The 26,705-nt window shown below is 74.7% G+C and carries 28 protein-coding genes; 13 read left to right on the top strand and 15 right to left on the bottom strand.

Going from position 1 to position 26,705, the window contains the following annotated elements:
* Nucleotides 1–352 precede the first annotated feature (352 nt).
* The 3 genes from LG634_RS11005 (at nt 353) to LG634_RS11015 (ending at nt 3,125) form a co-directional block, all read left to right on the top strand.
* Nucleotides 353–1,408: a M4 family metallopeptidase gene (locus LG634_RS11005; protein ID WP_226733533.1), complete on the top strand. Its 1,056-nt coding sequence runs from the start codon at nt 353–355 to the stop codon at nt 1,406–1,408.
* A 160-nt stretch (nt 1,409–1,568) separates the two neighbouring features.
* Complete coding sequence (locus LG634_RS11010) at nt 1,569–2,033, top strand: hypothetical protein (protein ID WP_226733534.1); 465 nt, start codon at nt 1,569–1,571, stop codon at nt 2,031–2,033.
* Between the two features lie 138 nt (nt 2,034–2,171).
* A complete protein-coding gene (locus LG634_RS11015; RefSeq protein ID WP_226733535.1) occupies nt 2,172–3,125 on the top strand; it encodes a nucleoside hydrolase in 954 nt (317 codons plus the stop codon).
* A 36-nt stretch (nt 3,126–3,161) separates the two neighbouring features.
* Here the strand turns inward: LG634_RS11015 and LG634_RS11020 are convergent, their stop codons facing one another.
* Both LG634_RS11020 and LG634_RS11025 read right to left on the bottom strand, forming a co-directional pair.
* The gene (locus LG634_RS11020; RefSeq protein WP_226733536.1) at nt 3,162–4,094 is read right to left on the bottom strand and encodes an SDR family oxidoreductase; all 933 of its coding nucleotides are present in this window, start codon (nt 4,092–4,094) and stop codon (nt 3,162–3,164) included.
* The gene (locus LG634_RS11025) at nt 4,091–4,723 is read right to left on the bottom strand and encodes a TetR/AcrR family transcriptional regulator (protein WP_226733537.1); all 633 of its coding nucleotides are present in this window, start codon (nt 4,721–4,723) and stop codon (nt 4,091–4,093) included. The genes LG634_RS11020 and LG634_RS11025 overlap by 4 nt, the downstream gene beginning before the upstream one ends.
* A gap of 141 nt (nt 4,724–4,864) precedes the next feature.
* Between LG634_RS11025 and LG634_RS11030 the strand changes: the two genes are divergently transcribed.
* Entirely contained in the window at nt 4,865–5,368 is a 504-nt protein-coding gene (locus LG634_RS11030) for a DUF6328 family protein (RefSeq protein ID WP_226733538.1), read from the top strand.
* A gap of 49 nt (nt 5,369–5,417) precedes the next feature.
* On the top strand, nt 5,418–5,732 hold the full coding sequence (locus LG634_RS11035; protein WP_226733539.1) for a DUF3040 domain-containing protein: 315 nt from the start codon (nt 5,418–5,420) through the stop codon (nt 5,730–5,732).
* Between the two features lie 75 nt (nt 5,733–5,807).
* Here the strand turns inward: LG634_RS11035 and LG634_RS11040 are convergent, their stop codons facing one another.
* The 3 genes from LG634_RS11040 to LG634_RS11050 form a co-directional block, all read right to left on the bottom strand.
* Nucleotides 5,808–6,533: a VOC family protein gene (locus LG634_RS11040; RefSeq protein WP_226733656.1), complete on the bottom strand. Its 726-nt coding sequence runs from the start codon at nt 6,531–6,533 to the stop codon at nt 5,808–5,810.
* A gap of 87 nt (nt 6,534–6,620) precedes the next feature.
* Nucleotides 6,621–6,806 carry a DUF6381 family protein gene (locus LG634_RS11045; RefSeq protein WP_226733540.1) on the bottom strand — a complete coding sequence of 62 codons (186 nt, stop codon included), beginning with the start codon at nt 6,804–6,806 and terminating at the stop codon, nt 6,621–6,623.
* Between the two features lie 115 nt (nt 6,807–6,921).
* Nucleotides 6,922–7,566 (bottom strand): TetR family transcriptional regulator, encoded by a 645-nt coding sequence (locus LG634_RS11050; protein WP_226733541.1) that lies wholly within the window; start codon nt 7,564–7,566, stop codon nt 6,922–6,924.
* 147 nt (nt 7,567–7,713) lie between these two features.
* On the opposite strand from LG634_RS11050, the gene LG634_RS11055 reads away from it, so the two are divergent.
* A complete protein-coding gene (locus LG634_RS11055; protein WP_226733542.1) occupies nt 7,714–8,409 on the top strand; it encodes a DUF5701 family protein in 696 nt (231 codons plus the stop codon).
* Between the two features lie 85 nt (nt 8,410–8,494).
* Here LG634_RS11055 and LG634_RS11060 read toward each other — a convergent pair whose 3' ends face one another.
* Nucleotides 8,495–8,764 (bottom strand): hypothetical protein, encoded by a 270-nt coding sequence (locus LG634_RS11060; RefSeq protein WP_226733543.1) that lies wholly within the window; start codon nt 8,762–8,764, stop codon nt 8,495–8,497.
* A 195-nt stretch (nt 8,765–8,959) separates the two neighbouring features.
* On the opposite strand from LG634_RS11060, the gene LG634_RS11065 reads away from it, so the two are divergent.
* A complete protein-coding gene (locus tag LG634_RS11065; protein ID WP_226733544.1) occupies nt 8,960–10,186 on the top strand; it encodes a cytochrome P450 family protein in 1,227 nt (408 codons plus the stop codon).
* 46 nt (nt 10,187–10,232) lie between these two features.
* On the opposite strand, the gene LG634_RS11070 is transcribed toward LG634_RS11065, so the two are convergent.
* Entirely contained in the window at nt 10,233–10,934 is a 702-nt protein-coding gene (locus LG634_RS11070; protein ID WP_226733545.1) for an alpha/beta fold hydrolase, read from the bottom strand.
* Nucleotides 10,935–10,974: 40 nt separating this feature from the next.
* Entirely contained in the window at nt 10,975–11,466 is a 492-nt protein-coding gene (locus LG634_RS11075) for a hypothetical protein (protein ID WP_226733546.1), read from the bottom strand.
* 111 nt (nt 11,467–11,577) lie between these two features.
* Between LG634_RS11075 and LG634_RS11080 the strand changes: the two genes are divergently transcribed.
* Nucleotides 11,578–12,774, top strand: a complete 1,197-nt coding sequence (locus LG634_RS11080) for a low temperature requirement protein A (RefSeq protein WP_226733547.1) — start codon at nt 11,578–11,580, stop codon at nt 12,772–12,774.
* Between the two features lie 39 nt (nt 12,775–12,813).
* The gene (locus tag LG634_RS11085) at nt 12,814–13,539 is read left to right on the top strand and encodes a hypothetical protein (protein WP_226733548.1); all 726 of its coding nucleotides are present in this window, start codon (nt 12,814–12,816) and stop codon (nt 13,537–13,539) included.
* Nucleotides 13,540–13,612: 73 nt separating this feature from the next.
* Here the strand turns inward: LG634_RS11085 and LG634_RS37815 are convergent, their stop codons facing one another.
* Both LG634_RS37815 and LG634_RS11095 read right to left on the bottom strand, forming a co-directional pair.
* Nucleotides 13,613–15,703 (bottom strand): glycoside hydrolase family 15 protein, encoded by a 2,091-nt coding sequence (locus tag LG634_RS37815; RefSeq protein WP_264202990.1) that lies wholly within the window; start codon nt 15,701–15,703, stop codon nt 13,613–13,615.
* A gap of 245 nt (nt 15,704–15,948) precedes the next feature.
* Entirely contained in the window at nt 15,949–17,610 is a 1,662-nt protein-coding gene (locus tag LG634_RS11095) for a beta-N-acetylhexosaminidase (protein WP_226733549.1), read from the bottom strand.
* Nucleotides 17,611–17,735: 125 nt separating this feature from the next.
* Here LG634_RS11095 and LG634_RS11100 point away from each other — a divergent pair, with 125 nt between their 5' ends.
* On the top strand, nt 17,736–19,031 hold the full coding sequence (locus LG634_RS11100) for an acyltransferase family protein (protein WP_226733550.1): 1,296 nt from the start codon (nt 17,736–17,738) through the stop codon (nt 19,029–19,031).
* Nucleotides 19,032–19,356: 325 nt separating this feature from the next.
* Here the strand turns inward: LG634_RS11100 and LG634_RS11105 are convergent, their stop codons facing one another.
* The gene (locus LG634_RS11105) at nt 19,357–20,259 is read right to left on the bottom strand and encodes a LysR family transcriptional regulator ArgP (protein WP_226733657.1); all 903 of its coding nucleotides are present in this window, start codon (nt 20,257–20,259) and stop codon (nt 19,357–19,359) included.
* Nucleotides 20,260–20,327: 68 nt separating this feature from the next.
* Between LG634_RS11105 and LG634_RS11110 the strand changes: the two genes are divergently transcribed.
* The gene (locus tag LG634_RS11110; RefSeq protein ID WP_226733551.1) at nt 20,328–20,954 is read left to right on the top strand and encodes a LysE/ArgO family amino acid transporter; all 627 of its coding nucleotides are present in this window, start codon (nt 20,328–20,330) and stop codon (nt 20,952–20,954) included.
* A gap of 4 nt (nt 20,955–20,958) precedes the next feature.
* Here the strand turns inward: LG634_RS11110 and LG634_RS11115 are convergent, their stop codons facing one another.
* The 3 genes from LG634_RS11115 to LG634_RS11125 all read right to left on the bottom strand — a co-directional run bounded on the left by LG634_RS11115 (nt 20,959) and on the right by LG634_RS11125 (nt 22,935).
* Nucleotides 20,959–21,369 (bottom strand): GNAT family N-acetyltransferase, encoded by a 411-nt coding sequence (locus LG634_RS11115; protein ID WP_226733552.1) that lies wholly within the window; start codon nt 21,367–21,369, stop codon nt 20,959–20,961.
* Between the two features lie 80 nt (nt 21,370–21,449).
* Nucleotides 21,450–21,644, bottom strand: coding sequence for a ferredoxin (locus LG634_RS11120; RefSeq protein ID WP_226733658.1), 195 nt, complete (start codon nt 21,642–21,644; stop codon nt 21,450–21,452).
* A 94-nt stretch (nt 21,645–21,738) separates the two neighbouring features.
* Nucleotides 21,739–22,935, bottom strand: coding sequence for a cytochrome P450 (locus LG634_RS11125; protein WP_226733553.1), 1,197 nt, complete (start codon nt 22,933–22,935; stop codon nt 21,739–21,741).
* Between the two features lie 243 nt (nt 22,936–23,178).
* On the opposite strand from LG634_RS11125, the gene LG634_RS11130 reads away from it, so the two are divergent.
* Entirely contained in the window at nt 23,179–25,314 is a 2,136-nt protein-coding gene (locus LG634_RS11130) for a glycoside hydrolase domain-containing protein (protein ID WP_226733554.1), read from the top strand.
* 356 nt (nt 25,315–25,670) lie between these two features.
* Complete coding sequence (locus tag LG634_RS11135; RefSeq protein ID WP_226733555.1) at nt 25,671–26,102, top strand: hypothetical protein; 432 nt, start codon at nt 25,671–25,673, stop codon at nt 26,100–26,102.
* Between the two features lie 81 nt (nt 26,103–26,183).
* Here the strand turns inward: LG634_RS11135 and LG634_RS11140 are convergent, their stop codons facing one another.
* Nucleotides 26,184–26,576, bottom strand: coding sequence for a DoxX family protein (locus tag LG634_RS11140; protein ID WP_226733556.1), 393 nt, complete (start codon nt 26,574–26,576; stop codon nt 26,184–26,186).
* Nucleotides 26,577–26,705 lie beyond the last annotated feature (129 nt).

The raw sequence follows: 26,705 nt of genomic DNA on the forward strand, positions 1-26,705 counted from the left end.
AGGCCCTCGTACTGGGCGTACTCGGGGCTTCGGCCGGTGCGGCGAGAGGGCGTGCCGGGCGCCGTGGGCGCCGTGCGGGACTTTCGCAACACCCCCTAGGGCCGTCCTGCGGATCAGCGCCGGACGGGCGCCCGGCATCCGTTCCGTCCCGGCGCCCGCCCGAACGTCCGGTCCGCCCCCGGCCGTCCCCGGCGTCCCGAGCGCCCGGGTCCGTCCCCCGGGACGATCCGGGCGGACCGGGCGGCTCCGTAAACGGCTGGTCATGTTCGCGCCGAGAGCCTGGTCAAGCGGGCTGCCCGTACACAAGGATCACGCCACACCCCTGCCACCGTTCCCCGACGAGAGGACGTCCATGACCCGCCGCACCACCCGCGGCCTGCTCGCCGCGGCCACTGCCACCGTGGCTGTGTTCACCCTGGCCGGCCCTGCCTCCGCACGCCCCGTGGTCTCCGGAGGCTCCGGATCCGGGCAGCCGCAGGCCCGCGTCTTCATGGTCAACCCGGTGCAGGCCACCGGCGACCAGAACCTCACCGACGGCAAGGATTCGGCCACCGCCGTGCCCGCCTCGGCGTACGCCGTCGTCGCCCTGCGCAACCTGGACGGCAGCGGCGCCCTGTCCGGCAAGTGGGTCTCCGTACGCTCCGAGACCGGCGGCGCCGCGCAGCTGTCGAAGGCCACCTCGTACGACCGCGCCGACGACGAGTTCGAGCAGGTCATGGCCTACTTCTGGGTGGACCGGGCGCAGGGGTACCTGCAGAGCCTGGGCTTCGGCACCGAACTGCCCGGCGCGAACGACCGGGTCCAGCCGGTCCGGATCAACCAGTGGGGTGCGGACAACTCCTTCTTCACGGACAAGAAGGCGGAGATCCGCTTCGGCAAGGGCGAGGTGGACGACGCCGAGGACGCCGAGGTGGTCCTGCACGAGTACGGGCACGCGGTGCACCACGCCCAGGTGCCCGGCTTCGGCACGTCTCCGGAGGCGGGGGCGATCGGCGAGGCGTTCGGCGACTACCTGGCCGTGCAGGTCGGCAACCACGCGGCCGCCGCGTTCGGCTGGCCGGTGCGGGCGAACGAGGCCTGCGTGGCGGACTGGGACTCCGTGTCCTACAGCCCGGCCCCGCACTGCCTGCGGCGCATCGACGGCACCAAGACGTACGCGGACCGCACCGGGGAGGTGCACGCGGACGGCGAGATCTGGTCCCGTGCGCTCTTCGACATCCGCGGCGCCCTGGGGTCGCGCACCGCGGACCGGATCATCGTCAACGCGCAGTTCGGGTTCCGGCCGGACACCGACTTCCGGGACGCTGCGCTGACGACGATCGACACGGCGCAGCGCATGTACGGCGCGGCCGCGGCCGGTGCCGTGCGCGAGGCCTTCCGGGCGCGCGGGATTCCCGGCATCGCGTAGCGCCCGGCGGCGGGGGGCCCACTGCCCCGTACGCGCCGCCCCGACCCGCCGGGATGCCTCCGGTCGGACGGGGCGGCGCGTTCGTGTGATGGGATCCTGACCGGCCCGGCCTCGTACAGGAGGCCGGGGAACAGCGGATCAGGATCGGGGAACGGGCAAGATGCGCACAACGGTTGGCGCGGTGGCAGGGCTCGTGGCGGCGGCCGCGCTGCTGACGGGCTGCGGGAGCGACGGCGGCGACACCGGCACGTCGGGGGCCGGGCCGGCCGCGGAGTCGGGCCCCGAGGGAGGCTCGCAGTCCGGGTCGAAGGGCGGGGCGGCCTCGCGCGGCGCCGCGCACGAGGTGGTCCTGTCGGTCGAGGGCTCGGGCACGACCCAGGTCATGTACAACGCCGCCGACAGCGGCTTCTCGCAGCAGACGCTGCCGTGGAAGAAGACCGAGAAGGTCGAACTCACCGCGGCCGAACAGCGGGTGGGCTACCTGGTGTCGGTGATCCCGGGCAGCGTCGAGGGCCCGGACGGTCGGCTGGTGCAGGCGCCGTGCACCATCACGGTCGACGGCAGGCAGGTGGCCGACAACGACGGCGGGAAGAACCCGAAGGGCTGCTCCTACACGATCAAGTAGCGGCGGGCTCCTCCGGAGCGACCGGTGGGCACCGGCCAGGGTGGCCGAACCAGGGCCTGTGCCCGTCGGGCCACACCGGGCACACTGGGACGAAAGGGGTTTCCCGAGACCTGTGTGTCCCGTGGTGGAGGAGTGACTGTGGCCGTCCCGATCATCATCGACTGCGATCCCGGACACGACGACGCCCTTGCGATCATGCTGGCGGCCGGCGATCCGGCAGTCGACCTGCTGGCCATCACCACCGTGGCGGGCAACCAGACGCTGGAGAAGACCACCCTGAACGCCCGCCGGGTGTGCACGGTGGCGGGCATTGCCGGTGTCCCCGTCGCCGCCGGCTGCGACCGCCCGCTCCGGGGTCCGCAGCTGGTGGCCGCCGACGTGCACGGCGAATCCGGCCTGGACGGGCCGGAGTTCCCGGAGCCCACGGTGCCGGTGGCGGCCGAGCACGCCGTCGACCTGATCCACCGGATCCTGGCCGAGCACCCGGAGCCGGTGACGCTCGTGCCCACCGCCCCGCTCACCAACATCGCGCTGCTGCTGACGCGTTACCCCGAGGACGCCGCCCGGATCCGCGAGATCGTGCTGATGGGCGGCTCGACGGAACGCGGAAACCGCACTCCCGCCGCCGAGTTCAACATCTACGCGGACCCGGAGGCCGCCGACATCGTGTTCCGCAGCGGCGTCCCGATCACCATGTGCGGGCTGAACGTCACGCACCAGGCGCTCGCCACACCCGGTGTGCTGGCCCGCTTCGCCGCCCTCGACAGCGAACTCGGCCGGATCTGCCATGCGTTGATGACGTTCTTCGCGAGCACCTACCGGGAGCTGTGGGGCTTCGAAAGCCCGCCGGTCCACGATCCGGTGGCGGTGGCCCGGGTGCTCGACCCGAAGATCGTGCGGTGCGTCGACGCGAACGTGGTGGTGGAGCTCCACGGCGAGTACACCCGCGGGGCGACCGTGGTCGATCCGCACGGCTATCTGGACCGGCCGGTGAACGCGCAGGTGGCGGTGGCCCTGGACCAGGAGCTGTTCTGGTCCAGGCTGCTCGACGCGGTCACGGCCCTGGGCGCCCGGCGGGGGGCCGCGGGCTGACGCAGGCCGCCCGGGGTCCGGCTTCCGTATCGGGCCCTACAGCGGGTCGCCGAGCGGTCCGTGCTCCTCCTCCAGGTTCGCCGCCCAGTGCGCGGCGAAGTCCGGCCGGCTGCCGTCCGCGTCGGTGAACCCGTACTCCACGTACAGGCCCCAGGTGGCCAGCGCCCGGCCGGACTTGGCCATGACGCCGGGGTCCGCGGCCAGGGCGGCGACGGCCCGGCCCAGGTAGGCGGGCGTCTCGGAGTGGGAGAAGTTCGGGTCGACGGCCGCGCCGTCGCGCCAGGTCTCCTCGGTCACGCCGAAGTGCTCCAGCAGGGCTTCCGAGCGCAGGAAGCCGGGCGTGATCGCGACGGCCGCGACGCCGTGGGGCCTGAGTTCCGCGGCCTGTGCGACGGCCAGCCGGATCACGGAGGACTTCGCCAGGTCGTAGAAGAACGAGCCGCGGTAGCGGGCCGTGTTGCCGTCGGTGACCTCCACGACCAGCCCGCTGCGGCGGGCCACCATCAGCGGCAGCAGGAAGCGGCTGGTGATCACGTGGGTGTCGACGGCCCGGCGCAGCAGCCGGAAGCCGGTGTCGAGGTCCTGCTCCCAGAGCGGATGCTCCCAGTCGGTCAACGAGTCGCCGCCCCATACGCAGTTGACGAGCACGTCGAGCCGGCCGTCCTGCTCGGCGGCGATCCGGCCGGCCAGCGCCTGCACCTCCTGCGGGCTGCTGTGGTCGCACCGGACGGGGATGCCGAGGCCGCCGGCGGCCGTGACGCGGTCCGCGGTCTCCTCGATGGTCTCCGGGCGGTCGAGGTCGGAGCGGCCGGCGGAGCTGCTGCGGCCGGTGACGTAGACGGTGGCCCCGGCGGCGCCGAGTTCCACGGCGATGCCGCGGCCGCCGCCGCGGGTGCCGCCCGCCACCAGGGCGACCCGGCCGGCCAGGGGTGCGCGGCCGGGCGCCGTGGGCGTTGCGTCGGTGCTCATGCTTCCTCCGGGAGGTCGGTGAGGCCGGGGCGGGGGACGGTCCGGTGCGGCGCGAGGGCCTGTTCCAGTTCGTGGCCGACCCGGGCGGCGAGGCTGCCGTCGCGTTCCAGGGCCCAGGTCAGGCCGGCGCCGGCGGTCACGGCCTGCACGGTGCGGACGAGGGCCGCGGCATCGGTGCCGGGCCGCAGTTCGCCGTCGGCGACGGCCCGGGTGAGCAGTGCCGCGAGGGACCGCTGCCGGGCCCGGTGCACCGCCAGGGCCCGTGCGTACAGCTCGGGGTCGTTGAGGTCCAGGCAGAGGAAGGCCAGGTGGTGGGCGAAGCGCTGCGGCGTGTCCACGTCGGCCAGCGACTCGGCGACCAGGGCGGTGAGCGCGTCCAGGGCACTGCCGCCCGGCTCCCCGGCCGGGGCGGCGGCCGCGGCCCCGGCCTCGGCTTCCTGGACGGCCCGGTCGGCCAAGGCGAGGAACAGCCCCTTCTTGGAGCCGAACCGCTGCACGAGGGTGCCGGGCACCAGGCCCACTTCGCGCGCCACGGCGGCCAGCGTCAGCCCGGCGGGTCCCAGCCGCCCGATGACGTCGACCGCCGCACGCAGGATGGCCTCATCCGTGGTCCCCCGGGGACGTCCCACCGCTGCCGCTCCTCGCTCGACGGATTAATGAATGACTGTGCATTTATTAAAGCACACCGCAGCCGGGCGCGGGCAGTGCGGTCGCGGGATTGCCGGGCGGAAATCCGGGCACGCGCGGGGCATCGATCCGGGGAGTGGCCGATGACGAGCGCAGCGGACGGGACCGGCACGAAGTCGGGCCGGCGGGAGACACCCGACGAGCGGGCCGACCGGCAGTGGCAGGAGCTGATGCAGGAGATCCGCGTCGCCCAGACGGGCGTGCAGATCCTGCTGGGCTTCCTGCTCACGGTGGTGTTCACGCCGCGCTACGCGACGCTCGGCGGCACCGACAAGACGATCTACATCGTCACGGTCGTGCTGGGTTCGCTGGCCACCGGTGCGCTGATCGGGCCGGTGGCGTTCCACCGGATCGTGGCCGGGCGGCGGATCAAGCCGCAGGCGGTGGCCTGGGCCTCGCGGCTGACCTTCGCCGGGATCCTGCTGCTGCTCGCCACTCTGACCAGTGCGCTGCTGCTGATCCTGCGGGTGGCCACGCACGACGCCCTGGCGCCCGCGGTCGTCGCCGGGGTGCTCCTCTGGTACCTCCTGTGCTGGTTCGCGCTGCCGCTGTGGGCCCGCGGCCGGTACACCACGAAGGAGGAATGAGGCTGCGGCGGCGGGGGTAGCCGCGCGGTGGACTCCGAGGAGGCGCCCCATGGACGGATCCGGACTGTCGGACCGCGAGCGGCAGGAGCTGCGGGCCATCGAGACCGAGCTGGCCCACGACCGTACGCTCGCGCAGCTGATGCGCCGGCCGGACACCCGGCGCACGGTGTGGGCCCTGTGCGTCCTGGGACCGGTGAGCCTGGCGCTGTTCCTGGCAGCCTGCCTGACCGTGACCGAGCCGGTGATCTGGGCCTTCGCCGGTTCCTGGATGCTCACCGTGGCCGCCGCACTGCCCCTGGTGGGGCACTGGTGGCGCCGGCGCTGGCAGCGCCGGGCCCGGGCCGCCGGCGCCGGTACGCAGTGACGGAGCCCGGGGCGCACGACGCCCGGGGCGCACGTCGGCCGAGGCGCACGACGGCCGCCGGTACGGGATGACGGGCTACGGGGGCGACACGACGGTGAACAGTGCGCCGTCGGGGTCGCGCAGTTCGACGGATCGGCCGGTCGCGGACTCGCGCACGACGGAGGCGGTGCGGCCGCCGAGCCGGGTGGCGGTCTCGACGGCGGCCTCCAGGTCGGGGACGGCGAAGTGCACGTGCCAGCGCGGCCGCACCTGCGGGTCCGGGGCCGCTTCGACGGCCCCGCCGCTGATCCGGGCGACCGTGTCGGTCCCGCGGCGCACCACCACGCGGCCCTGCTCGTACGCGACGTCGCAGCATCCGGGCCGCTCGCAGGCCCAGTCGAGCACCTCGCCGTAGAAGACGGCGGCGGCGAAGGCGTCCCGGGTGCGGAGTTCGAGCCAGGCCGGGGCGGTGCCGCGGCCGACGGTCCAGTCAGGGATCACCTCCCCCTGCCAGAAGCCGAAGACCGCGCCGTCCGGGTCGGCGGCGAGCGCGGCCCGGCCGGTGCCGAAGGAGAGCGGCCCGACGGCCGTGGTGCCGCCCCGCTCGCGGATCCGCGCGGCGGTGCCGTCGGCGTCGTCGACGGCGAAGTACGGGGTCCAGGCCACCGGCACGCCCAGCTGTTCGGCGAGCGCGCCGATGCCGGCCACCGGGGCCCCGTCGCGGAAGGCGACGGAGAAGCCCTCGCCGAGACGGGTGCGGCGGAACAGCCAGCCGAGCACGGCGCCGTAGAACTGCTGCGAGGCGCCCAGGTCCCGGGCCATCAGACTGACCCAGCACGGGGCGCCGAACACCTCGTGACTTGACGTCGACACAGCCGCGACCTCCAGGCCTCGGAAGGCGTCCGAGCCCTAGAGCGCGTCCGGGCCCTTCTCGGTGAGCCGGCGTTCCTGCTCGCTCTGGCGGAGCAGCCGTTCGGCCTTGTCCTGGAGCCGGCGGCGCTCCTGCGGTTCGGTGGCGCGTTCGGCCGCGTCCTTCAGCTCCTGGGCCTTGGCCCTCAGCTGGTCGGGCCTGCTTCCGGGTTCACCTGCAGCCATGGCGGGTCGGCTCCTCGGCGTCGGTCGGCGGTGCTGACCCCTCCAGCCAACCATGATCACGGGCGCTGCGCATGCGGACCGCGCACCGGCCGTGACCGGCCCCGCACCGCCGGATTCACTTCACGGCGTAGTCCGCGAGCGGACCGGCCAGCAGGGCGAAGGTGCGGCGCGCGGACTCCGCGACGGTCTCCGCGATGCGGTCGTCGTCGAGGCCGTCGAGGGTGAGTTCCATGATCTGCTGGAACAGTACGCGGTGGGCGGCGCCGAGCTGGGCGGCCGCCGCCCGGGGGGTGATGTCGCCGGGGTCCGCGCCCGTTTCGGCGGCGAGCACGGCGGCGAGCGCGGCCTCGCGCAGGTCGTGGAGGTCGCGCAGCCGGGCCAGCAGGGTGGGGCTGTCCGCGATCATGCGGGCGAAGACGGGGCCGGAGAAGCCGATCACCGGGTCGCGCCGGTCCACGGCCGCGGAGAAGGCCCGAGCCAGCGCGGCGAGTGCGGACTCGCCGGGCGCACGGCCGGTGAAGCCGTCCGCGAGGCCCGCGACGAACTCCTCGTGCCGGTCGAGGGCCAGGTCCTCCTTGCGGGCGAAGTAGTTGGTCACGGTCTTCTTGGCCACCCGGGCCGCGGCGGCGATCTCGGCGATGGTCGTCGCCTCGAAGCCGCGGTCGAGGAAGAGCCTGGTCGCGTGGTCGGAGATGAGCCTTCTCGTCTCCTGCTTCTTGGACTCGCGCAGTCCCACCGGTGCCCCCGGTCCGTCGCTCATGAAGAAATCTTAGCCCCGACATAAGTTTTCTCTTGACGCATTGGAGTGGATCGACGTATTTTTATGTCGGGCGTAAGTTTGACTGCTCGCCGGCACCTGCCGGCGTGCTCCCCCGCGCCCCGTCCTGCCCCTCTGCGAAAGGCACCGATGCCCGCCTCCACCCCGCTGCCCGCCACTTCCGCCCCCACCGGGACCCCGGCCGCGTTCGATCCGGCCACGGAGTTCGACCGCCAGGTGCAGACCCTCGTCGACCTGGGCTACCCGGAGCTCGCCGGGCTCACCGAGGCCGCCTTCCGGGCGCTCCTCGGACCGCTGCGCGGACCGGTGACGGCACGGGCGGCGGACATGCAGCCGCCCACCGAGGGCCGGGTGCCGTTCCTCCTGGTGGTCACCCGGGCCCTGGTCCCCCTGGAGCGGTCGGTGCCGTTGACCACCCTCGCCGGGAAGAAGCTCCCCGGCGTCATCGAGCGCTTCTACGCCCCCGGTGAGCTGGAGCGGTTCGTCAACCTGGAGGAGCTCGGCCTCCCGGACGGCTCCGTGTACGCGGTCTTCGACGTCGACCGCGGCGAGGAGTTCTGCGACGTGGTGCCCCTCGACGCGATGGCCGCCGTCCAAAGCCGCGGCCGCACGCCGCTGACCATCGAGGAGGGCGTCGCGCTCGTCACCCTCCACCCGCAGTCCCTCGCCAAGAACAAGTGCTTCTCGCTGGCCGGCAGCCGGCTGGGCGACAAGCGCGTGCCCGCCCTGTGGATCAGCAAGAACGCCCCGAAGCTCGGCTGGTGCTGGGAGGGCAACCCGCACACCTGGCTGGGCCTGGCCTCGGCCGGCAGCCGGACGCCCTGACCCCGCCCCGACCCCACCGGTGCCCCGCCCCGCCCCGGCCCGCCCGGCCGGGCCGGGGCGCCGCCGTTTCACCGCGGGTCCGGTCTCATGGCGCGTCCCCCTGCCAGTCGAAGTGCGCCGGATCGTGCGGCCGCGGCTCGTACAGGGCCCGGCCGCCCGGTCCGTACCGCCCGATCTCGGTCATCAGCAGCGCCCCCTCGGCGCGGTCCCCGGCGCTCCAGCCGGTGACGTCCAGCAGCAGCCCGTCCAGCGGGCCGCCGACCAGTTCGACGTAACTGTGCCCCGGGCGCGGTCCCGGGTCCGGGTCGTCGTGGTCGGCGCCGTAGACCCGGCCGCGCATGATCTGCTCGTCCATACCGCCACCATGCCAGCGGCCACTGACAGAGGGCCCCCGGCCGTCCCCAAGGGCGCGCGTCGTGCGGCGACTTCCGGCCCGTGCGCCCGGGCGCCCCTTCCGGTCTGCCGCCGGTCCTGCCAGAGTGCCCGCACCGGCGGGCCGGCGTGGTTCCCGGCCCGAGCCACCACCCACCCCCACCTCCGAGGAGCGCACATGGCCGACGAGCAGCCGCTGGTGCTGGACCCGCAGGGCGCCGACCGGGAGCGCGAGCACGCCGAGCTGCGGCGCCGCGGCCCGCTGACCCGGGTCGACGTCCTGGGGGTGACGGCCTGGTCGGTCGCTGAACCGGCGCTGCTGAAAAGGCTCCTGACGGATCCCCGGCTGTCCAAGGACGCGGCCCGGCACTGGCCGCTGTTCCCCGACGAGATCGTGGGCAAGTGGCCGCTCGCGCACTGGGTGGGCGTCACCAACATGTTCACCGCCCACGGCACCGACCACCAGCGGCTGCGCCGCCTCGTCGCGCCCGCGTTCGCGGTCCGCCGGATGAACGCGCTCGCCCCGCGCATCGGGCAGATCACCGACGCGCTCCTCACCGGCCTCGCCGCCCTGCCCGCGGACCGGCCCGCGGACCTGCGCGAGATGTTCGCCTTCCCGCTGCCGATCCGCGTCATCGGCCTGCTGCTGGGGCTGCCCGAACGGATGCGGCACTCCTTCGGCGACCACGTGAACGCCGTCTTCGACACGACGCTCGACGCCGACCGGGCCGCCGCCAACATGGCGGAGCTGTACGAGGTGCTGGACGGTCTCGTCAAGAGCAAGCGGGCGGAACCGGCGGACGACCTGGCCTCGGCGCTGATCGCCACGCGCGACACCGAGGGCGACGGCAGCGCACTGACCGAGCAGGAACTCCTGGACACCCTGCTGCTGGTGATCAGCGCCGGCTACGAGACCACCGTCAACCTGCTCGACCAGGCCGTGACCGCCCTGCTCGGCCACCCGTACCAGCTGGAACTGCTGCGCTCCGGGCGGGCGTCCTGGGAGCGGGCGATCGAGGAGACCCTGCGCTTCCAGGCCCCGATCGCCCACGTCCCGATGTACTACGCCGTCGAGGACATCCCCGTCGGCGACGGCCTGCGGATCCGCGCCGGCGAGGCCGTGCTGCCGTCGTACGGGGCGGCCGGCCGGGACCCGGGCGTGCACGGGGAGACCGCCGACGCCTTCGACATCACCCGGGCCCGCACCGACCACCTGTCGTTCGGGCACGGCGCGCACTACTGCATCGGCGCGCACCTGGCGCGCCTGGAAGCGGGCACCGCCCTGCCGGCGCTGTTCGCCCGCTTCCCCGCGCTCAGGCTCGCCGAACCGGCCGGCGGCCTGCCGCCGCTGCCGTCGCTGATCGCCAACGGCCACCGGCGGCTTCCGGTGTTCCTGCACGGCTGACCGGCAGCCGCCCCGCCAGCCCGCTCCCCGGCTGCTCGGAACCGGGCTACTGCGCCGCTTCGTCCAGCAGCAGGCCCACCAGCGCCTGCGGTTCGGAGAACATCGGCCAGTGGCCCGCGTCGAGCTTGGCCAGCGACCAGTTCGGGCCGGCCACCAGTTCCAGGACGGCGTCGAACGGCTCGTACCCGTCGAGGGTGCACTTGACGTAGGTGGCCGGCAGGCCGCCCAACGGGCTCGCCATGACGGCCGGTTCGGTGAGGGTGGCGCCCGGGTGCGGGGTCGAGCGGGACACGATCTCGGCGATGTCCGCCTCGGCCAGGCCCTGGCCCTCGTAGTCCGCGGCGCCGAGCGGCGGCCAGAAACCGCTGTGCGCCTCGATCGCCGCCGCCACCGCGGCCCCGCCCCCGCCGGGCCACTGGGACACGAAGGACTCGCCCTCGCCGGGGATGTTGGAGTCGAGGAAGACCACCCGGGAGAGCCGGTCGCCGAGCCGGGCGGCGGCCTGGCCCACGGGTATGCCCGCGTAGCTGTGCCCGACGAGCACGACCTCGTGCAGGTCGTGCCGCAGCACCTCGTCGACGACGTCCTGGACGTGGGTCTGCTGCCCGGCCGGTTCGCCGGTCCGGTCGGCCAGGCCCGAGAGGGTGAGGGGGTACGCGCCGTGTCCGGCCTCACGGAGTCCGGGGACCACCCGGTCCCACGCCCACGAGCCGAGCCATGCGCCTGCCACGAGTACGTAGTTCGCCATGTCCCCACCGTAGTCGGGGGGTCTGACAACGGTCCCGGGACTACCGGCGGCCAACGGCGCGCGGGGGCGGGCCGGGGCGCGGGGGCGGCGGGTACGGGAGGTGCACGGCGGACGGGTCGTCCGCGCGGGTCACCGGCAGGCCGCCGCGGGCGAAGCAGTGGGCGAACTCGACGGGCTCGTCACATGCGAGCGTGGTCACGGGCTCGTCGCCGTACGGCGGGACCTGCGGGGCGATCCGGTAGCCGACCGAGGTGACGGTGCCGTCCCGGGTGCGGTCGGGGACGCCGGCGAACCCGTCCGAGCCGGCGGCCCACCGGCCCCGGATCAGCCAGGTGTTGAGCAGGACCAGCCGCCCGGGGCCCGGGCAGTGCCAGCGGAACCGGGTGACGGCCATTTCCGAGCCGATGCTCTCGAACCGGCTCCAGCCGGAGCCGTCCGGCAGGAACACCAGGTCACTGGTCTCCATGGCTCCGACGTCGTAGGGGGCGCTGTACCACGGCCCGGTCAGCCGTTCGTCGAGGAATGCCGTCACCTGCGCATTCTCCGACAGGGCGGGACCGCCACCGCAGGCGGGCCCGCGTGCACCGTGGTGTCATACAGGGAGGCAGGCCTCGCAGGCGGCGGCACGGACCCGGGCGGACCGATGGGCACTCCTGAGACGGGAGCCGCAGCCGGTACGCCGGCTGCGGCCGCACAGCACGGCGACCGGCACGCCAACTGGCTGGAGCTGTTCTTCGACCTGGTCTTCGTCGCGCTGGCCGCGCAGCTCTCGCACCAGTTGCACGGCGACCCGGGGGCCGCCGACTTCGCCGTGTTCTTCGCGCTGTACTTCCCTCCGTGGTGGCTGTGGGCCAACATCACGGTGTCGGCGAACCTGTTCGCGGACGACAGCGCCCGGCACCGGCTGCTGATGCTGTCGGGCATGCTCTGCCTGGCCGTCATGGCGGCCGCGGTGCCGGAGGCCGACGGCGACCGCGCGGCGGCCTACGCCCTCGGCTACGCCGGCACCCGGCTGGTGCTGCTGGGCCTGTGGTGGCCGGCGACCCGCGGGACGGGCCCGCGGCGGGTGCCCCGGTGGCGGCCGCTGACCTACTGCCTGGCCGCCGCCGTGCTGTGGGCGGTGTCCGCGGCGGTGCCCTCGCCGGGCCGGTACGTCATGTGGGCGGTGCTGATCGCCGCCGAAATGGTGCTGCTGCTGACGGCGCGCGGCACCGGCATGCCGCGCGACCTGCACACGGGCCACTTCATCGAGCGGGTGGGCCTGTTCGTCATCATCGTGCTGGGCGAGTCGGTGATCACCCTGGTGAGCGCCGCCGACCACACGTGGACCGTCCGGGCCGGGGTGACCGGCGTGCTGGGGTTCGTGCTGCTGGCCGTGCTGTGGTGGTCGTACTTCGATTTCGGTTCCGCGTCCGCGGAGATGGTGTTCGGGGCGGCCGACGGGCGGACCGCGTACTTCCTGGCCCGGGACATCGGCGGGTTCCTGCACTTCTTCGTGACGGCGGCCGTGCTGTGCATGGCCGGCGGGCTGGCCACCGCCGTCGAGGAGGCCGGCCACGGGCACCTGCCGCACGGCGCCCTGTGGGCGCTGGCGGGCGGGCTCGCGCTGTACCACGCGGCGCACGCGGCGATCGCCCTGCGCTACGGCCGGCCGATGCGGAGCGTGGCCGTGTGGGCCCTGCCCGGCATCGTGGTGCCGGCGCTCGTCATCCTGGCCGGCGACCACCTCGCGCCATGGCTGGTGGTGCTGGTGCTGACCGCCGAGGCGACCGCGCACCTGCTGTACGCGCGGTTCGTCGGGCGGCGCCGGGCGGCCCGGGGCACCCCCGCGGTCACTTAATCGGTTCGGTGCGGACCCGGAGGTCGGCACAATGTACGGGTGATCATCTACGGATCGACCGACCGAGAGCCCGGACCGGAGCGCTACGGGCGCCTGCGGGTGCAGACCGACGACCTCACCCCCGCCGCCTGGCTCACCGAGCGGCGGCCGGGCCACGGGGCCTTCGGCACCGTCGCCGGGGTGTCCGCCCCCGGCTTCCCCGCGTACGCGCGCGTCCTGCACCCGGCCCACCTCGACGAGCAGCCGGTGCGCTGGGAGACCGTCGGAGCCGCGTACCGGCGGAAACCGTCCGGCGGCACCTGCTGGCACGACCTGATCGGGGTCACGCGGGACGAGTCGTACGGGGACGTGTACCTGCCCGGCGTCTGGGACGAGGGGCCCGGTGAAGGGCCCACGCCGCCGGACGTGGCGCGCGCCCTGATCGCCGTACTGGCCCGGCACACCGGCACGCCCGACCGGTGCTGGTTCGCGCTGTGGGAGGGCTACGGGCGCTGGGAGTGGGGCGGCGTGCCCCGGTTCGAGACCCCGCACCGGGACAAGGTGCTGATGGCGGGGGCGCTGGCGGACGCGGACTCGCCGGAGTCGCTGGACCCGTTCGCGGAGCTGCCCGACCTGTGGTGGCCCGAGGACCGGGCCTGGTGCGTGGGCGGCGACACCGATCTGAAGAGCACGTACGTCGGCGGCTCGGAGGCCCTGATCGCGGACCTGGTCGCCGACCCCGCGCTGGAGGCCCACCGCGTGGCGGACACCGACCCGGTGGACTAGCCGACCCGGTGGACCAGCCGGACCGGTGGACCAGCCGACCCGGTGGACCAGCCGGACCGGTGGCCGCCGGGCGTCACCGCGGAGTCGTGACCTGCATGAGGTCCGGGCCGGGGGTTTCGCCCGGGTCCGGTGCACCCGTCGGGTCGGGCGCCGGTACGGCGGGATCCGGTACGGCGGGGGCGGCCGGGGCCGGGCGCAGCGGCGGGGTCGCGAGCGGGCTGCCGTCCCGTGCCAGCAGGGCGAGGAGGACCAGGGAGTCGGTCCAGCCCAGCGGGGCGACCTGGGACGGGAAGCCCTTGTCGGTGACGGTCTCGGGCAGTTCGCCGAGGTGGTTCTGGGTGCCGAGGACGTAGTCGAGGACGCGGTTGCCCTTGTCCCGCTGGCCGAGGTGCAGCCAGGCCAGCGCGAAGAACGACGTGCTGGCGGTCCAGGCCGAGTTGCTCCAGGCGTGGTCGGGGTCGTCGCCCGGACGGAGGCCGCCGTTCGGGAGCAGCAGCGCCTGCCAGGTCTCGTCGAGGGCGGCGGGCAGGTCCGGCGGCGCGGCGTTGAACGGCGGTGCCATGAACGCCGCCGCACTGTCGCGGCCGTGGGCGCCGTCGATGGTGCGCTGGTAACCGAGCGGGGCGAAGCGGTCGGCGATCCCCGCGGACAGCCGCCGGGCGGCCGCGGACCAGCGGTCGGCGTCGGCGGTGCGGCCGAGGACGAGGGCCAGGTCGGCGGCGGCGTTGAGGCCGGAGAGCAGGGGGGCCGCGGTGCCGATGGTGACGGTGGTGGCCATCAGCTCCCAGTAGTCCGGGGAGGCGGGCGGCAGGCCGTTCGCGTCGAGGGAGGCGGCCGCGTGGTCGGCGGCCTTGCCGATCATCGGGTAGAGGGCGGCGAGCCGGGTGTTCCGGGTGTCGGCGGGGGCGGTCCGGTACCACTGCCAGGTCGCCCACGGGAGCCAGCCGTTGGCGTCGAGCTGCCAGCGGCGGGCGTCGGGCGGGCCGGAGCCGTCGAGCTTGGTGCGTGCCTCCCAGGTGCCGTCGGCGCGCTGGGTGGTGGCGTTGTACCGGAGGATCCGGTAGGCCTCCTCGTCGTGGCCGGTGTGCGCGAAGGCGACGGCGGCGAAGCTGGAGTCCCGCGGCCAGGAGTACTCCCAGGGCGGTGACCAGCCGGCGGCGAACGAGCCGTTGGACTGGAGCAGGGCGCGCATGGCGAGCAGGGCGCGGGCGGCGGTCGCGCGGGCGGCTCCGCTGCCGGGGACGGTGCCGGCGGCGAGCCAGGCCCGGGAGGCGTCGATCTGCTGCCAGGCGGAGGGGTCGCCGGCGGGTACGACGACGGACTTGGCGGCGCCCGCGGGCAGGTAGCGCCAGCGGCCGGACGGCAGCCGCAGGACGTGGCTGCCCTCCAGGTAGACGGCGCCGACGGCGAACTGCGGCAGGACGCCCTCGGTGGCGGTGAGGTTGGAGAGCACGCCGGAGGTGCGGGCCTTGAGTGCGGTGGCGGGTACGAAGCACTGCTCGGTCTCGCCGCAGCGGGCGGCTCCGGCGGGGTTGATGTGGAAGGCGAGCCGGGAGTCGTAGGCGTGCCAGCCGCCCCAGTACGCCTTGTCGTAGTTCCACGCGGTCAGCGAGCCGGGGGTGGCGGCGAGGGTGCCGTACCAGCGGACCTGGGCGCCGGCCGGGGTGGTGGCGCGGGCGTGCAGGTAGTACCGGGTGCCGGGGCGGACGGCGGCGTTCAGCGCGAGTTCGAGCCAGCCGGTGCCGGCGCCGCCGAGTGCGGCGAGGTCGGCGGTGGCGGTGGCGACGGCGCTCGCGGACCGGTCCCGCTGGGTGCGGATCTGCACGGTGAGGGTGCCGGAGGCGGCGGCGCTGGAGAGGTAGAGGCCGACCCGGGTGATCTTCGTGTCGGCGGTGGTGAACTCCTGCGCCGCCGCGTTGTTGTCGGCGGTGATGCTGAACAGGGCGGTCTCGTGGTTCGCCTGCCGGTCGTAGACCGCGGCGGCGGCCCGCAGCGGTGCCGGTCCGGCGGCGGGCCGGGCGGGGCCGGCCGGATGCGCCGGCCGCAGTCCGGGGCCGGCCCCGAGCAAGGACGCGGCCAGCACGGCCGACAGGGTCGCGTACGCCGCGTAGGTGGCGCCGTGGTACGCGGAAACAGAGCGTGATACCGCTGAATGTGGCCGCATGCCTGCACTATGCGCCGGGTCGCGCACCGCGCGCGGCGGTCCGGCGACCGGCCCGGCGGTGCGGTCCCGCGCCCGGGTTGGGCGTACCCGGCTGGTTTCCGGATGCCGGCGTTGGGCCGAACGGGTCGCGGCCGTCCGGACCGCGGGGGCGGGCTGCCCGGGCCGGCCGGCAGCGGGCGTCGCGGAGGGTGACGAAGACCCTGCGCGCCGCCCGCTGCCGGGCGGCTGCCGGCGGGAGCCGGGCGTCAGGACCCGGCGGGCCAGCGGATCTGCGGGGAGCGGTGGTAGTTGATGCCGAGGGCCTTCCAGCGCGGGCCCTGGGCGGCGAGCCGCTCGTCGAAGGCGCCGACGTCGTGGGTGCTCCACGGGGACCAGCCCAGTTCGGCGAGGGCGGGCAGCCGCGGGAAGGCCATGTAGTCGATGTGGGCGGAGGTCACGAGGGTCTCGGACCACAGGGGGGCCTCGACCCCGGCGACGGAGGCCTCGCCGACACCGTCGAGCCGGGTGGCGGGGTTCCAGTCGTAGGCCTTGTTGACCTCGATGTAGCCGGCCCAGGACAGGCCGAGCGGGGTGTTCCGGTCGTACTTCATGTCGAGGTAGGCGACGTTGGCCGGGGACATGATCACCTTGGTGCCGCGGGCGGCCGCGGCGGCGGTGGCGGCGTGGGTGCGGCCGGTGCCCCAGTACTGGGCGACGGTGCCCGGCAGCAGGGTGGCGTTGGTGACGTCGTGCCAGCCGACGACGGTCTTGCCGTGCCGGGCGACGGTCTGCTGGGCGCGGCCGATGAACGTGCGGTAGTCGGCGGGGGTGGTGGAGGAGGCCTCGTCGCCGCCGATGTGGATCCAGGGGCCGGGGGTGAGGGCCGCGATCTCGCCGATGACGTCGTCGATGAAGTCGTACGTGACCTCCAGCGGCACGCACAGCGAGCTGAAGCCGACGTTGGTGCCGGTGTACAGCGGGGGTGCGACGCCGTTGCAGTTCAGGCGGGCATACGAGGCGAGGGCGGCGTTGGTGTGGCCGGGCATGTCGATCTCGGGGACGACGGTGATGTAACGGGCGGCTGCGTAGGCGACGATCGCGGAGTAGTCGGCCTTGGTGTAGTGGCCGCCGGGGCCGCCGCCGACCTGGGTGCTGCCGCCGTGGGCGGCGAGGTTGGGCCAGCTGTCGATGGCGATGCGCCAGCCCTGGTCGTCGGACAGGTGCAGGTGCAAGGCGTTGATCTTGTACAGGGCGAGCTGGTCGATGTACCGCTTGACCTGGGCGACCGTGAAGAAGTGGCGGGCGACGTCGAGCATCGCTCCGCGGTAGCCGAAGCGGGGGCGGTCGGTGACGATGCCGCCGGGCACGGCCCACGGGCCGGGCTGCGCGGTCTTGGCCATCACCTTCGCGGGCAGCAGCTGGAGCAGGGTCTGCACGCCGTGGAACAGGCCGGCGGGGTGGGTGGCGCGGATGACGACGCCGGTGGCGGTGGTGGTGAGCTGGTAGCCCTCGGCGCCGACGGTGGGCGGGGCGCCGCTGAGCAGCAGGGCGATGGTGCCGGAGGTGCCGCCGGTGGTGGCGACGGGGACGGGAAAGCCGGTGGACGTGCGCAGGATGCGGGCCAGGTGGTCGGCGACGGGTGTGCCGGCGGCGGTGTCGGTGGTGACGCCGGTGGCGGTGGTGAGGGTGAAGCCGGGGCCGGTGGCGACGGTGCTCGCAGGGGCGGGCACGACGGTGTTGGGCAGGGCTCCGGTGATCGAGGGCCGGGGGCCGCGGGCCGGGGCGGCGGGGGCCGGGGCCGCGGCGGCGGGCTGCGCGGTGCGGGCGTGGCCGGGGCCGGCCTGGGCGGGCCGGGCCTGGAGGGCGCTGCCGGCGAGCAGCAGGCCGAGCGCGGCCGCCGTGCTGACCAGGGCGTGTCGTAAGGGCATGGGTGCTCTTCCTCCTGGGCACTGCGGGGTCGTCGGCAGTCTCCCCTTCCGAGGGGCCCGGTACTCAGGCGGAGTTGAGTACGTACGCGCTCACGGCGGACCGGTCGGCGGCGGAGGGTGGGGGCATGGGGAAGCAGCTCACCGCATCCGAACTGGCCGCCGCGACACCGGACTCCCGCGACCGGTACGTCGATCTGCTGCGGGTCGCCTCGCTGGGGACGGTCGTCCTCGGGCACTGGCTGATGGCGGCGGTCACCGACGACGGCATCGGGAACCTGCTGGCCGTGGTGCCGCAACTCCAGCTGCTGACGTGGGTGTTGCAGGTGATGCCGGTGTTCTTCTTCGTGGGCGGTTTCTCGCATGCGCTGGCGTACCGGTCGCTGGCGCGCCGGCTGCCCGGGCCTGCGGTGTACGCGGTGTTCCTGCGGTCCCGGATGCGGCGGCTGCTGCGGCCCACGCTGGTGTTCGTGCTGGTGTGGGGGGCGGCCGCGCTGGTGGTGCAGCTCGCGGGCGGCGGGCGGGGCGGGCTGGGTGCGGCAGCGCTGCGGCTGGTCACGCAGCCGCTGTGGTTCATCGGGATCTACCTGGGGATGGCGGCGTTCACGCCGGTGCTGCTGCGGCTGCACGAGCGGTACGGGTGGGGGGCGTTCGGGGGTCTGGCCGCGGCGGCGGTCGCGGTGGACGTGCTGCGGTTCGCGGGCGGGGTGCCGTACGCGGAGTTCCTGAACTTCGCGTTCGTCTGGCTCGCGGTGCACCAGCTGGGGTTCCTGCGGGCGGACGGGCGGATCGGGCGGCCGGTGCTGCTCGCCGGGGCGGGGCTGGTGGCGGCGGTGCTGCTGGTGCGGTTCGGCCCGTACCCGCTGTCCATGGTGGGCATGCCGGGCGAGAAGGTGTCCAACATGGCGCCGCCGACTTCGGCGCTGCTGGCGCACGGGCTGTGGCTGGCCGGGGCGGTGGAGCTGCTGCGGGGGCCGGCGGGGCGGCTGCTGGCGCGGCCCGCGGTGTGGCGGCGGGTCGTGGCGGCGAACGGGCTGGCGATGACGGCGTTCCTGTGGCATCTGACGGGGATGCTCGGCGTGTACGGGATCCAGCTCGCGGCGGGGTTCGCGCTGCCGGTGCCGGCTTCGGGGGCGTGGTGGGGGCAGGTGCCGGTGCGGGTGGCGGGGGCGGTGGTCCTGACGGCGGTGCTGGTGGCCGTCTTCCACCGCTTCGACTCACCGTCGCCGGTGCCGGCGTCCGGCTCCCCGGCCCTTGCCACGGGCGGTGTGGTCCTGGCCGTGCTCGGCACCCTCGGCCTGTCCGCCACCGGCCTGGCCGGCCTCCTCGATTCCCACACGGCCACCGTCCTCGTCCTCCCCCTCACCGCCCCCGCCGCCACCGCGCTCCTCCTGACGGCCTGGACCACGACGTCCCGCCGCTGACGCCGGGCGGGCAGCGGGCCTCCCCTCCCGGCCCGGCCTGCCCACCGGGTGGGCCCATCCGCCTGCCGTGGCCGGCGGCCCATCGGGCGGGGCAAAATCCAGCCCCTCCGGCGTTTGAGGAGCGGGGTTTGGGGCGGAGCCCCAAGAACTGCAACCCGGCTGGCGCCGGGCACCGGGCCCTGCCCGGACCCGCTCCTCAAACACCGGAGGGGCTGGATTGGCCCGGCCCGGTCCGGAGGCCGCGCAGGGGGCCGGATTAGCCCGGTCCGGTCCGGACGGTCGCGCGGGGGCCGGAAGGGCCTGGTCCGGACGGTCGCGCGGGGCCCTAGGCCCGGCGGAGGGAGTCCGCGGCGGCCGTGGCGATGACGGCGGCGACCGTGGAGAGGGCCGGGGAGTCGAGTTTCCACTGCTGCCAGTAGAGGGGGACGTCGACGGGACCGGCCCCGGGGAGCGGCACGACGGCCCCCGCAGCAAGCATCGGCACGGCATGCGGCTCCGGCACCAGCCCCCACCCCAGCCCCGCCGCCACCGCCTCGCTGAAGCCCTGCGACGCGGGAATGAAGTGCCGCACCGGCCCGGCCCCGGCCGCAGACCCGGTGAGGTCCCGGACGAACGCGTCCTGGAGATCGTCCCGCCGGTCGAAGACGACGACCGGCGCCCGACGCAGGCACGACGCCAGGTCGCCGCCGAGGTACCGCGCGACGAACCCCGGTGCCGCCACCGGCAGGTACCGCGCGAGCCCCAGCCTCCGCACACTGCACCCCGCCACCGGATCCGGCGAGGAGGTCACCGCCGCCATGACCTGGCCCTCCCGCAGCAGCGAGGTCGTGTGCGATTCGTCCTCGCGGTGCAGCTCGAAGCAGATCGGCGGGTCCTGCGGCACCCGGCTCAGCGCCGGCAGGAACCACGTGGCGAGCGAATCCGCGTTGACGGCGATCGGCAGCCGCGCCGGCTCGCCCCGCCCGTCGGCGAGCCCGAGCTCGGCCCGCGCGTCCCGCTCCAGCCGGGCCAGCTGCCGCGCGTACCGGACGACGACCGCCCCGGACTCGGTGGCCCGCACCGGCTTGGTCCGCATCAGCAGGACCCGCCCGGTCCGCTGCTCCAGCGCCTTGACCCGCTGGCTGACGGCCGACGGCGTCACGTGCAGCACGGCGGCCGCCGCGTCGAAGGTGCCCTCGTCGACCACGGCGAGAAGGGTACGGACCTGGTCCAGCGGCAGCTCGTCCATCACGACAGCTAAGGATACGTAAGAATCTTTAGCTGTACTCACCTCCCGTGGCTCCATACGGTCAAGGCATGACCCAAGGCATCACCGCAGCAGCCCTCGCCGGTTTCGGCACCGGACTCTCCCTCATCGTCGCCATCGGCGCCCAGAACGCGTTCGTCCTGAGGCAGGGGGTCCGCCGGCACGCCGTGCTCGCGGTGGTCGCGATCTGCGCCGTGTCCGATGCCCTGCTCATCACCCTCGGGGTGGCCGGAGTCGGGGCCGCCGTCACCGCCTGGCCGGCCGCACTGACCGTGGTCGGTCTGGCGGGCGGCGCCTTCCTCGTCGGCTACGGCGTCCTGGCCGCGCGCCGGGCCCTGAAGCCGGCCCCGGACGGCGGCGGCCTCAGCACCGCCGGCAAGGCGGCCGGCTCCGCCCGCGCCGCGGTGCTGACCTGCCTGGCGATGACCTGGCTCAACCCGCACGTGTACCTGGACACCGTGCTGCTGGTCGGCACCCTGGCCTCGGACCGCGGCGACTTCCGCTGGGCGTTCGGCGTGGGCGCGGCCCTGGCCAGCCTGACCTGGTTCACCACCCTCGGCTACGGCGCCCGCCTCCTCAGCGGCGTCCTGTCGAAGCCGGCCGCCTGGCGGGTCCTGGACGGCCTGGTGGCCGCCACGATGCTCGCCATGGGCGGCATGCTCCTGGCCGGCGCCTGACCGGTCAGAGCTCCAGCAGGCCCGCCGCCGTGGGCCGGAACCCGCACTCCCGGTAGAACGCCTCCAGGTGCGGCTCGTAGTCGACGTGCAGCCACTGCGCCCCGGCCGCCCGCGCCCCGTCGGCGGCGGCCCGCACCAGCCGCACGCCGAGGCCGCGGCGGCGCTCGTCGGGGTGCACGGTCGGGTCGAGGACGAAGGCGTGTGCGCCACCGTCCCCGGCCACGTTCACGTACCCGACGAGCCGGCCGTCCCGCCGCGCCGTGACCCACAGCAGACTCCGCGCCAGCACCGGCGCGAACGAGGTGTCCCGGTGCCCCTCCCACGCAACCCCGAACAACCCGTTGAGCTCCCCGTCCGTCACCGCGCCCCGCACGTCCAGCACCACGCCACCACACGCCGCATCCACGACCACCATGCCCGGCACCCTCTCAGACAACCACCGGACGCCCCGCCTCCGCCGCGGACACCCGCAGGCAGCGGGGTGCGCAGGTGACCCTACGGCTCGTGCACGGTGATGGCGGTGACCGGGCAGGCTCGGGCGGCTTCGTGGAGGAGGGGGTGGCGGGGTGGGTGGGAGGCGCGGGGCAGGGGTTCGCTCAGGCCGTCGTCGTCCTGGGTGAACAGGGTGGGGGCGGTCAGGGCGCACTGGCCGGCGCCGATGCACCGGTCCCGGTCGACCTCGACCCGGATCCCGGCCGCGGTCGCCGTCCGGGCAGCCGCTTCCGGCTCCGCCGCCGTCCCGGCGCCCGCCGGCTCGTTCTCGTTCACGTCGGGCATGCCGTCCTCACCAGGTCACCGGGAGTTCGAGGAGGCCCTGGATGGTGTCGCCCGGTTTGAAGGGGACGGATTCCGGGGGGACGGCGAGGCGGAGGCCGGGGAGGCGGGTGAAGAGGGTGCCGAGGGCGATCTCCATCTCGGCGCGGGCCAGGTTCTGGCCCAGGCACTGGTGGATGCCGAAGCCGAAGGCGATGTGGTGGCGGGGCGAGCGCCGCCAGTCGAGGGCGTCCGGGTCCTCGTAGACGGCGGCGTCCCGGTTGATGACCGAGGTCGGGAAGACCAGGCCGTCCCCGGCCCGTACGGTGACGCCGGCGATCTCGATGTCGGCGACGGCCACCCGCAGCATGCCGTCGGCGATCGACAGGAAGCGCATCAGCTCCTCGACGGCGGTCGGCAGCAGCGCCGGCTCCGCCCGCAGCTGCGCCAGCTGCTCGGGATGGCCGAGGAGCGTGAAGGCGGCCAGCGCGATCATGTTGGCGGTGGTCTCGTGGCCCGCGACCAGCAGGATGGTGGCCAGGGCGACGAGTTCCTCCCGGTCGGTCTCCCCGGTGGCGAGCCGGTCGGCGATCAGCTCGTCGAGCAGTCCCTCCCCCGGCTCCCGCCGCTTGCGCTCGATGAGCTCGCCGAGGTACGCGTCCAGCCGGTCGAGCGCCTCCTGCACGTCCTCGGGCCCCGGACCGCGCAGCAGCCGCCGGGACTGCGCCTCGAAGAACTCGTGGTCCTCGTACGGCACTCCGAGCAGGGCGCAGATCACCATGGACGGCACCGGCAGGGCGAAGGCCCCGACGAGTTCGGCGCCCGGACCGGCGGCGACCATCTCGTCGAGGAGCCGGTCGACCGTCTGCTGGATCCGCGGCCGCAGCTCCGCGGTCCGCTTGAGGGTGAAGCTCGGGATCAGCATCCGCCGCTGGGCGTTGTGCTTGGGGTCGTCGACACCGAGCAGGGCGGCGGGGCGCCGCCTGATCTCCCGCGAGCGGGCGGCGGGGAAGGGGAAGCCGTCGCGGTCCGGGCTGGAGGAGAGCCGCGGGTCGGAGAGGAGTTCACGGGCGGCCGCGTGACCGGTGACCGCCCACACCGCACGGCCGTCGTAGAGGCTCATACGCGCCATCGGGCGTTCCTCACGGAGCGGCCGGTATGCGGTGGGCGGGTGGTAGGGGCAGCTGCGGTCCTGGGGGAAGGCGACGGGATCGGACATCTGTGTCATGAAATGCCTCGCTCACGTGGGTCCTTGGTACCACTCCCATTACATGCCTGGGGCACCTATGCCACGTACACCCATTTCGGCCAAACCACCCCACACGGCCCACCCCGCTCCTCCGAACGGATGTAATACGACAAACAGGACATGCCGCAACGACCCGGGCAACCAAGCCATATGAACACTTGATGCCATCGTCGCAGGAGCGGTCGGCCAAGCGGCCGCAGCCGAACCGACGATGGGGGAACGATGGCGTTCCGTTCGCGATCCACGCACTCCGCACAGCCCGGCCGCCCCGCCGACCCCGCGGCCCGGACGACCGGCACCCGCACGGCGAGCACCCGTACGACCGGGCGCCGGCTGGGCAGGCTCGCCGCCGTGCTCGGCGCCGGGGTGCTGGCCCTGCCGGCCGGCGCGGCGGGCGCCGACGAGACGCCGGCGGGCCGTCAGGTCCCCTACCGCGAGGTCGAGGTGACCGTGCCCCCGGACTGGCAGGTCGTCAGCTTCGACAAGACCCCGCACGCGTGCCTGCGCCTGGACAAACCGGCACTGTATCTCGGCCATGCCGGCGACCAGACCGACTGCGCTGCCTCCGCCGTCGCCCGCGACCGCGGCGACACCCTCCATCTGGAGCCGGCCGACGGCGCACCGGAACGCGCGGACATCCCCACGGTGACCGTGCACCCCGGCGAGCGGCTGCCGGACCGGCTGCCCGATGCGCCCAGCCGCGAGCTGCGCTTCGTCCTCGAACGGCAGGGCCTGGTCGCCACCGTCGGCTACGGCGCCTCCCCCGACCGGGTCGTCGGCATCGTGGCCGACGTCCTCGCGCAGGACCGGGAGTCCGGCGGCGACTGGCGCACGCCGCGCACCACCCGGCCGGCCGTCCGGGCCCCGGTGGTGCCGGGCGCGTTCCGCGGCCGGGCGTTCGACGCGTGCACGGCGCCCAGTCCGTCCCAGATGCGCGCGTGGCGCACCGGCTCCCCGTACCGCGGCATCGGGGTGTACATCGGCGGGCCGGCCCGGGCCTGCGCGCAGAACGAGCTGACCCCGGACTGGGTGAGCGCGCACTCCGCGGCCGGCTGGCACCTGATGCCGATCTGGGTGGGCCCGCAGCCGTGGTCCGGCTCGAGCGGCCTGTCCACGTCCGCCGCGACGGCCGCCGCGCAGGGCCGGACGGCGGCCGACGGGGCGGCGGCAGCGGCCGCCCGGCTGGGGCTGGGCAAGGGCACAGTGCTCTACAACGACGTGGAGAACTACAGCGACCGGGCCAAGTGGGACCGCCCGGTCCTCGCCTACCTCGACGCCTGGACCCGGCGGGTCCGCGAGCACGGCTACCGGTCGGGTGCGTACGTGGCCAAGTCCTCGGGGGTGCAGGCGCTCAGCGCCCAGTACACGAAGGGCACGTACGCCATGCCTGACGTGCTGTGGACGGCGTACTGGAACGGCTCGGCGGACACCGGCAACGCCTCCATGGGCCTGCCGGCCGGCAGCACGCAGTGGCCGGGGGCGCGGCGGGCGCACCAGTACGCGGGCAACGTGCCGGAGACGTACGGCGGGGTGCGGATCGCCATCGACCGCAACCAGCTGGACGTCGGCGGCCCCGCGGGCGTCCCCGACCCTGCCCTCTCTGTGAACGACCCGCGCCTGATGGCGTCCGTCGACCTCACCGGCGACGGCCGCGCCGACCTGGCCGCCGTCCACCCGGACGGCACCCTGCACTCGTACGTGGCGGACGCCGGCGGCAAGCTGACGTACGGGCAGCGACTGTGGCCCGACCGGACGTGGGGCAGCGTACGGCTGCTGGCCGGCGGCGACTTCACCGGCACCGGTGAGGCCCAGCTGGCGGCGGTGTGGGCGGACGGCTCCCTGCACCTGTACGCGGCGGGCGAGGACGGCGTGCTGCGGCACGTCCGGCAGATGTGGGCGGACCGGAGCTGGCGCAACATCCGCCGGCTGGCCACCTGGCACGGCGGGGACGGCCGGGACGGGCTGGCGGCGGTGTGGAACAACGGCACGCTGCACCGCTATCAGGGCCGGGCCGACGGAACCCTGGGCGGGCGGGTGCAGCTGGGGCACGACGGCACCTGGCGCAGCGTCCGGCACATCGCCACCGGCCGGTTCACGGCGTCCGGTGCCACCGACCTGGTCGCGGTGTGGTGGGACGGCTCGCTGCGGCTCTACCCGGGAAGCGCGGCGGGCACCGTGGGCGCCTCCCGGCCGATGTGGCCGGACCGGACCTGGGGCACCATGCGCACGGTGGTGGCCGGCGACTTCAACGGCAGCGGCACGTCCGACGTGATGGCCTACTGGCACAGCCGCAGCCTGCGACTGTACGCCGGGCCGGGCAACGGCACGCTCCGGACGGGCGTGGTCGCCGCCCGGTAGGTCTGTTTTCGGCCAGTCAACCGAGGGCATCGCGCGCCGGAACCCGTCCGGCGCGCGATCCCTTCCGAGGTGAAAGGCGTGGCAGCAGGATCATCACCCGGGGGACGGCGGCCGGATGCCGCGCGGGGCAGCGGCCCGGAGTATGGGATCCGGCCAGTTCCGGGGCGTCACAGAAGCGTCGCGCGTGGCACATTGGCCTCCCTGACCGGGTGCCTGCCAGAATCTCCGCGCCGTTGCGGACATGCGCTCCGCGGGGGCGCCGGCGCGGGTCCGCGCGCTGCCGGCGGCCGACACCCGGCAGGAAACCGCCCGACCCGTCCGACCCGTTCGTCACTTCCGACTCATGAAGGATCACCATGACCGCAGCAACCGACCCCGGCGCCCGGCGCCGCCGCCTGCGCGGTGCCGCCGTGGCCGTCCTGGCCCTGGCGCTCACCACCACCGCGTGCTCCTCGCTCGGCCGGACGGCCGTCGGGCCCGTGATGTACGAGTCGGCGGCCAAGCCGGCCACGCACGCGGAGGCGGACGCGCACGCCGAGGAGGGGCAGCAGGCCGAGGCGGCCGAGGAGGGCGGCGGGCACCTGGCCATCGCGGTCACCAGCCCGTCCGTGAAGGGGTGTCACCGCCTGGCCGGCGGTGCCAACCTGGTGCAGAACGGCACGTTGATCGACATGCGGCTGTACGAGAACGACGACTGCAAGGGCGCGTTCACGTACCTGGGCACGAGCCTGGAGGACCGGGTCGCACCGGACGCCCGGCCGTGGCGCAGCTACTCGTTCGTGCACTGACGCCGGACGTGCGCCGCCGGGGGTGCGCCCCGGCGGCGCGCGCACGTCCGTCCGGCGCCCGGACCGTCGTCGGACAGCCCGTCAGCGGGCGGCGCGTCCGACGGCGCGGGCCCACAGGACGAGGGGAACCTGGAGCGGCAGCCGGGCGAGGGCCAGCGCGGGGGCGGGGGCGGGGCGGTCGCGCCAGTCGTAGGCCATCTTGATGTTGGCGGGGAAGACACCGGCGAAGAAGAGGGCGGCGGCCCGGGCGCCGGCGCTGCGGGTCGCGGGGATCGCGACGGCGGCCGCGAGGGCGAGTTCGACCGCGCCGCTGGCGTGCGTCCAGGCCCGGGCGGAACCCGGCAGCGACTCGGGGACCAGGGCGTCGAACTGACGGGGCACCGCGAAGTGCGCCACGCCGGCCGTGGCGAGCAGCCCGGCGAGGGCCAGGGCGGAACGGGGCGAGCGGGGCGCGGCAGCGGGACGGGTGGCCATGGGACTCCTCGGAGCGCGGCGAAGACGGTACGGACAGACGGACGAACTGGCGGACGAGCAGCGGGCGCGAACAGCAGACCGAACCCGACCTACCAGCGGGTAGCATGCCGCAGCCGCCCGGCTTCGCGC

It is taken from the genome of Streptomyces bambusae (assembly GCF_020532645.1).
Lineage (GTDB): Bacteria > Actinomycetota > Actinomycetes > Streptomycetales > Streptomycetaceae > Streptomyces > Streptomyces bambusae.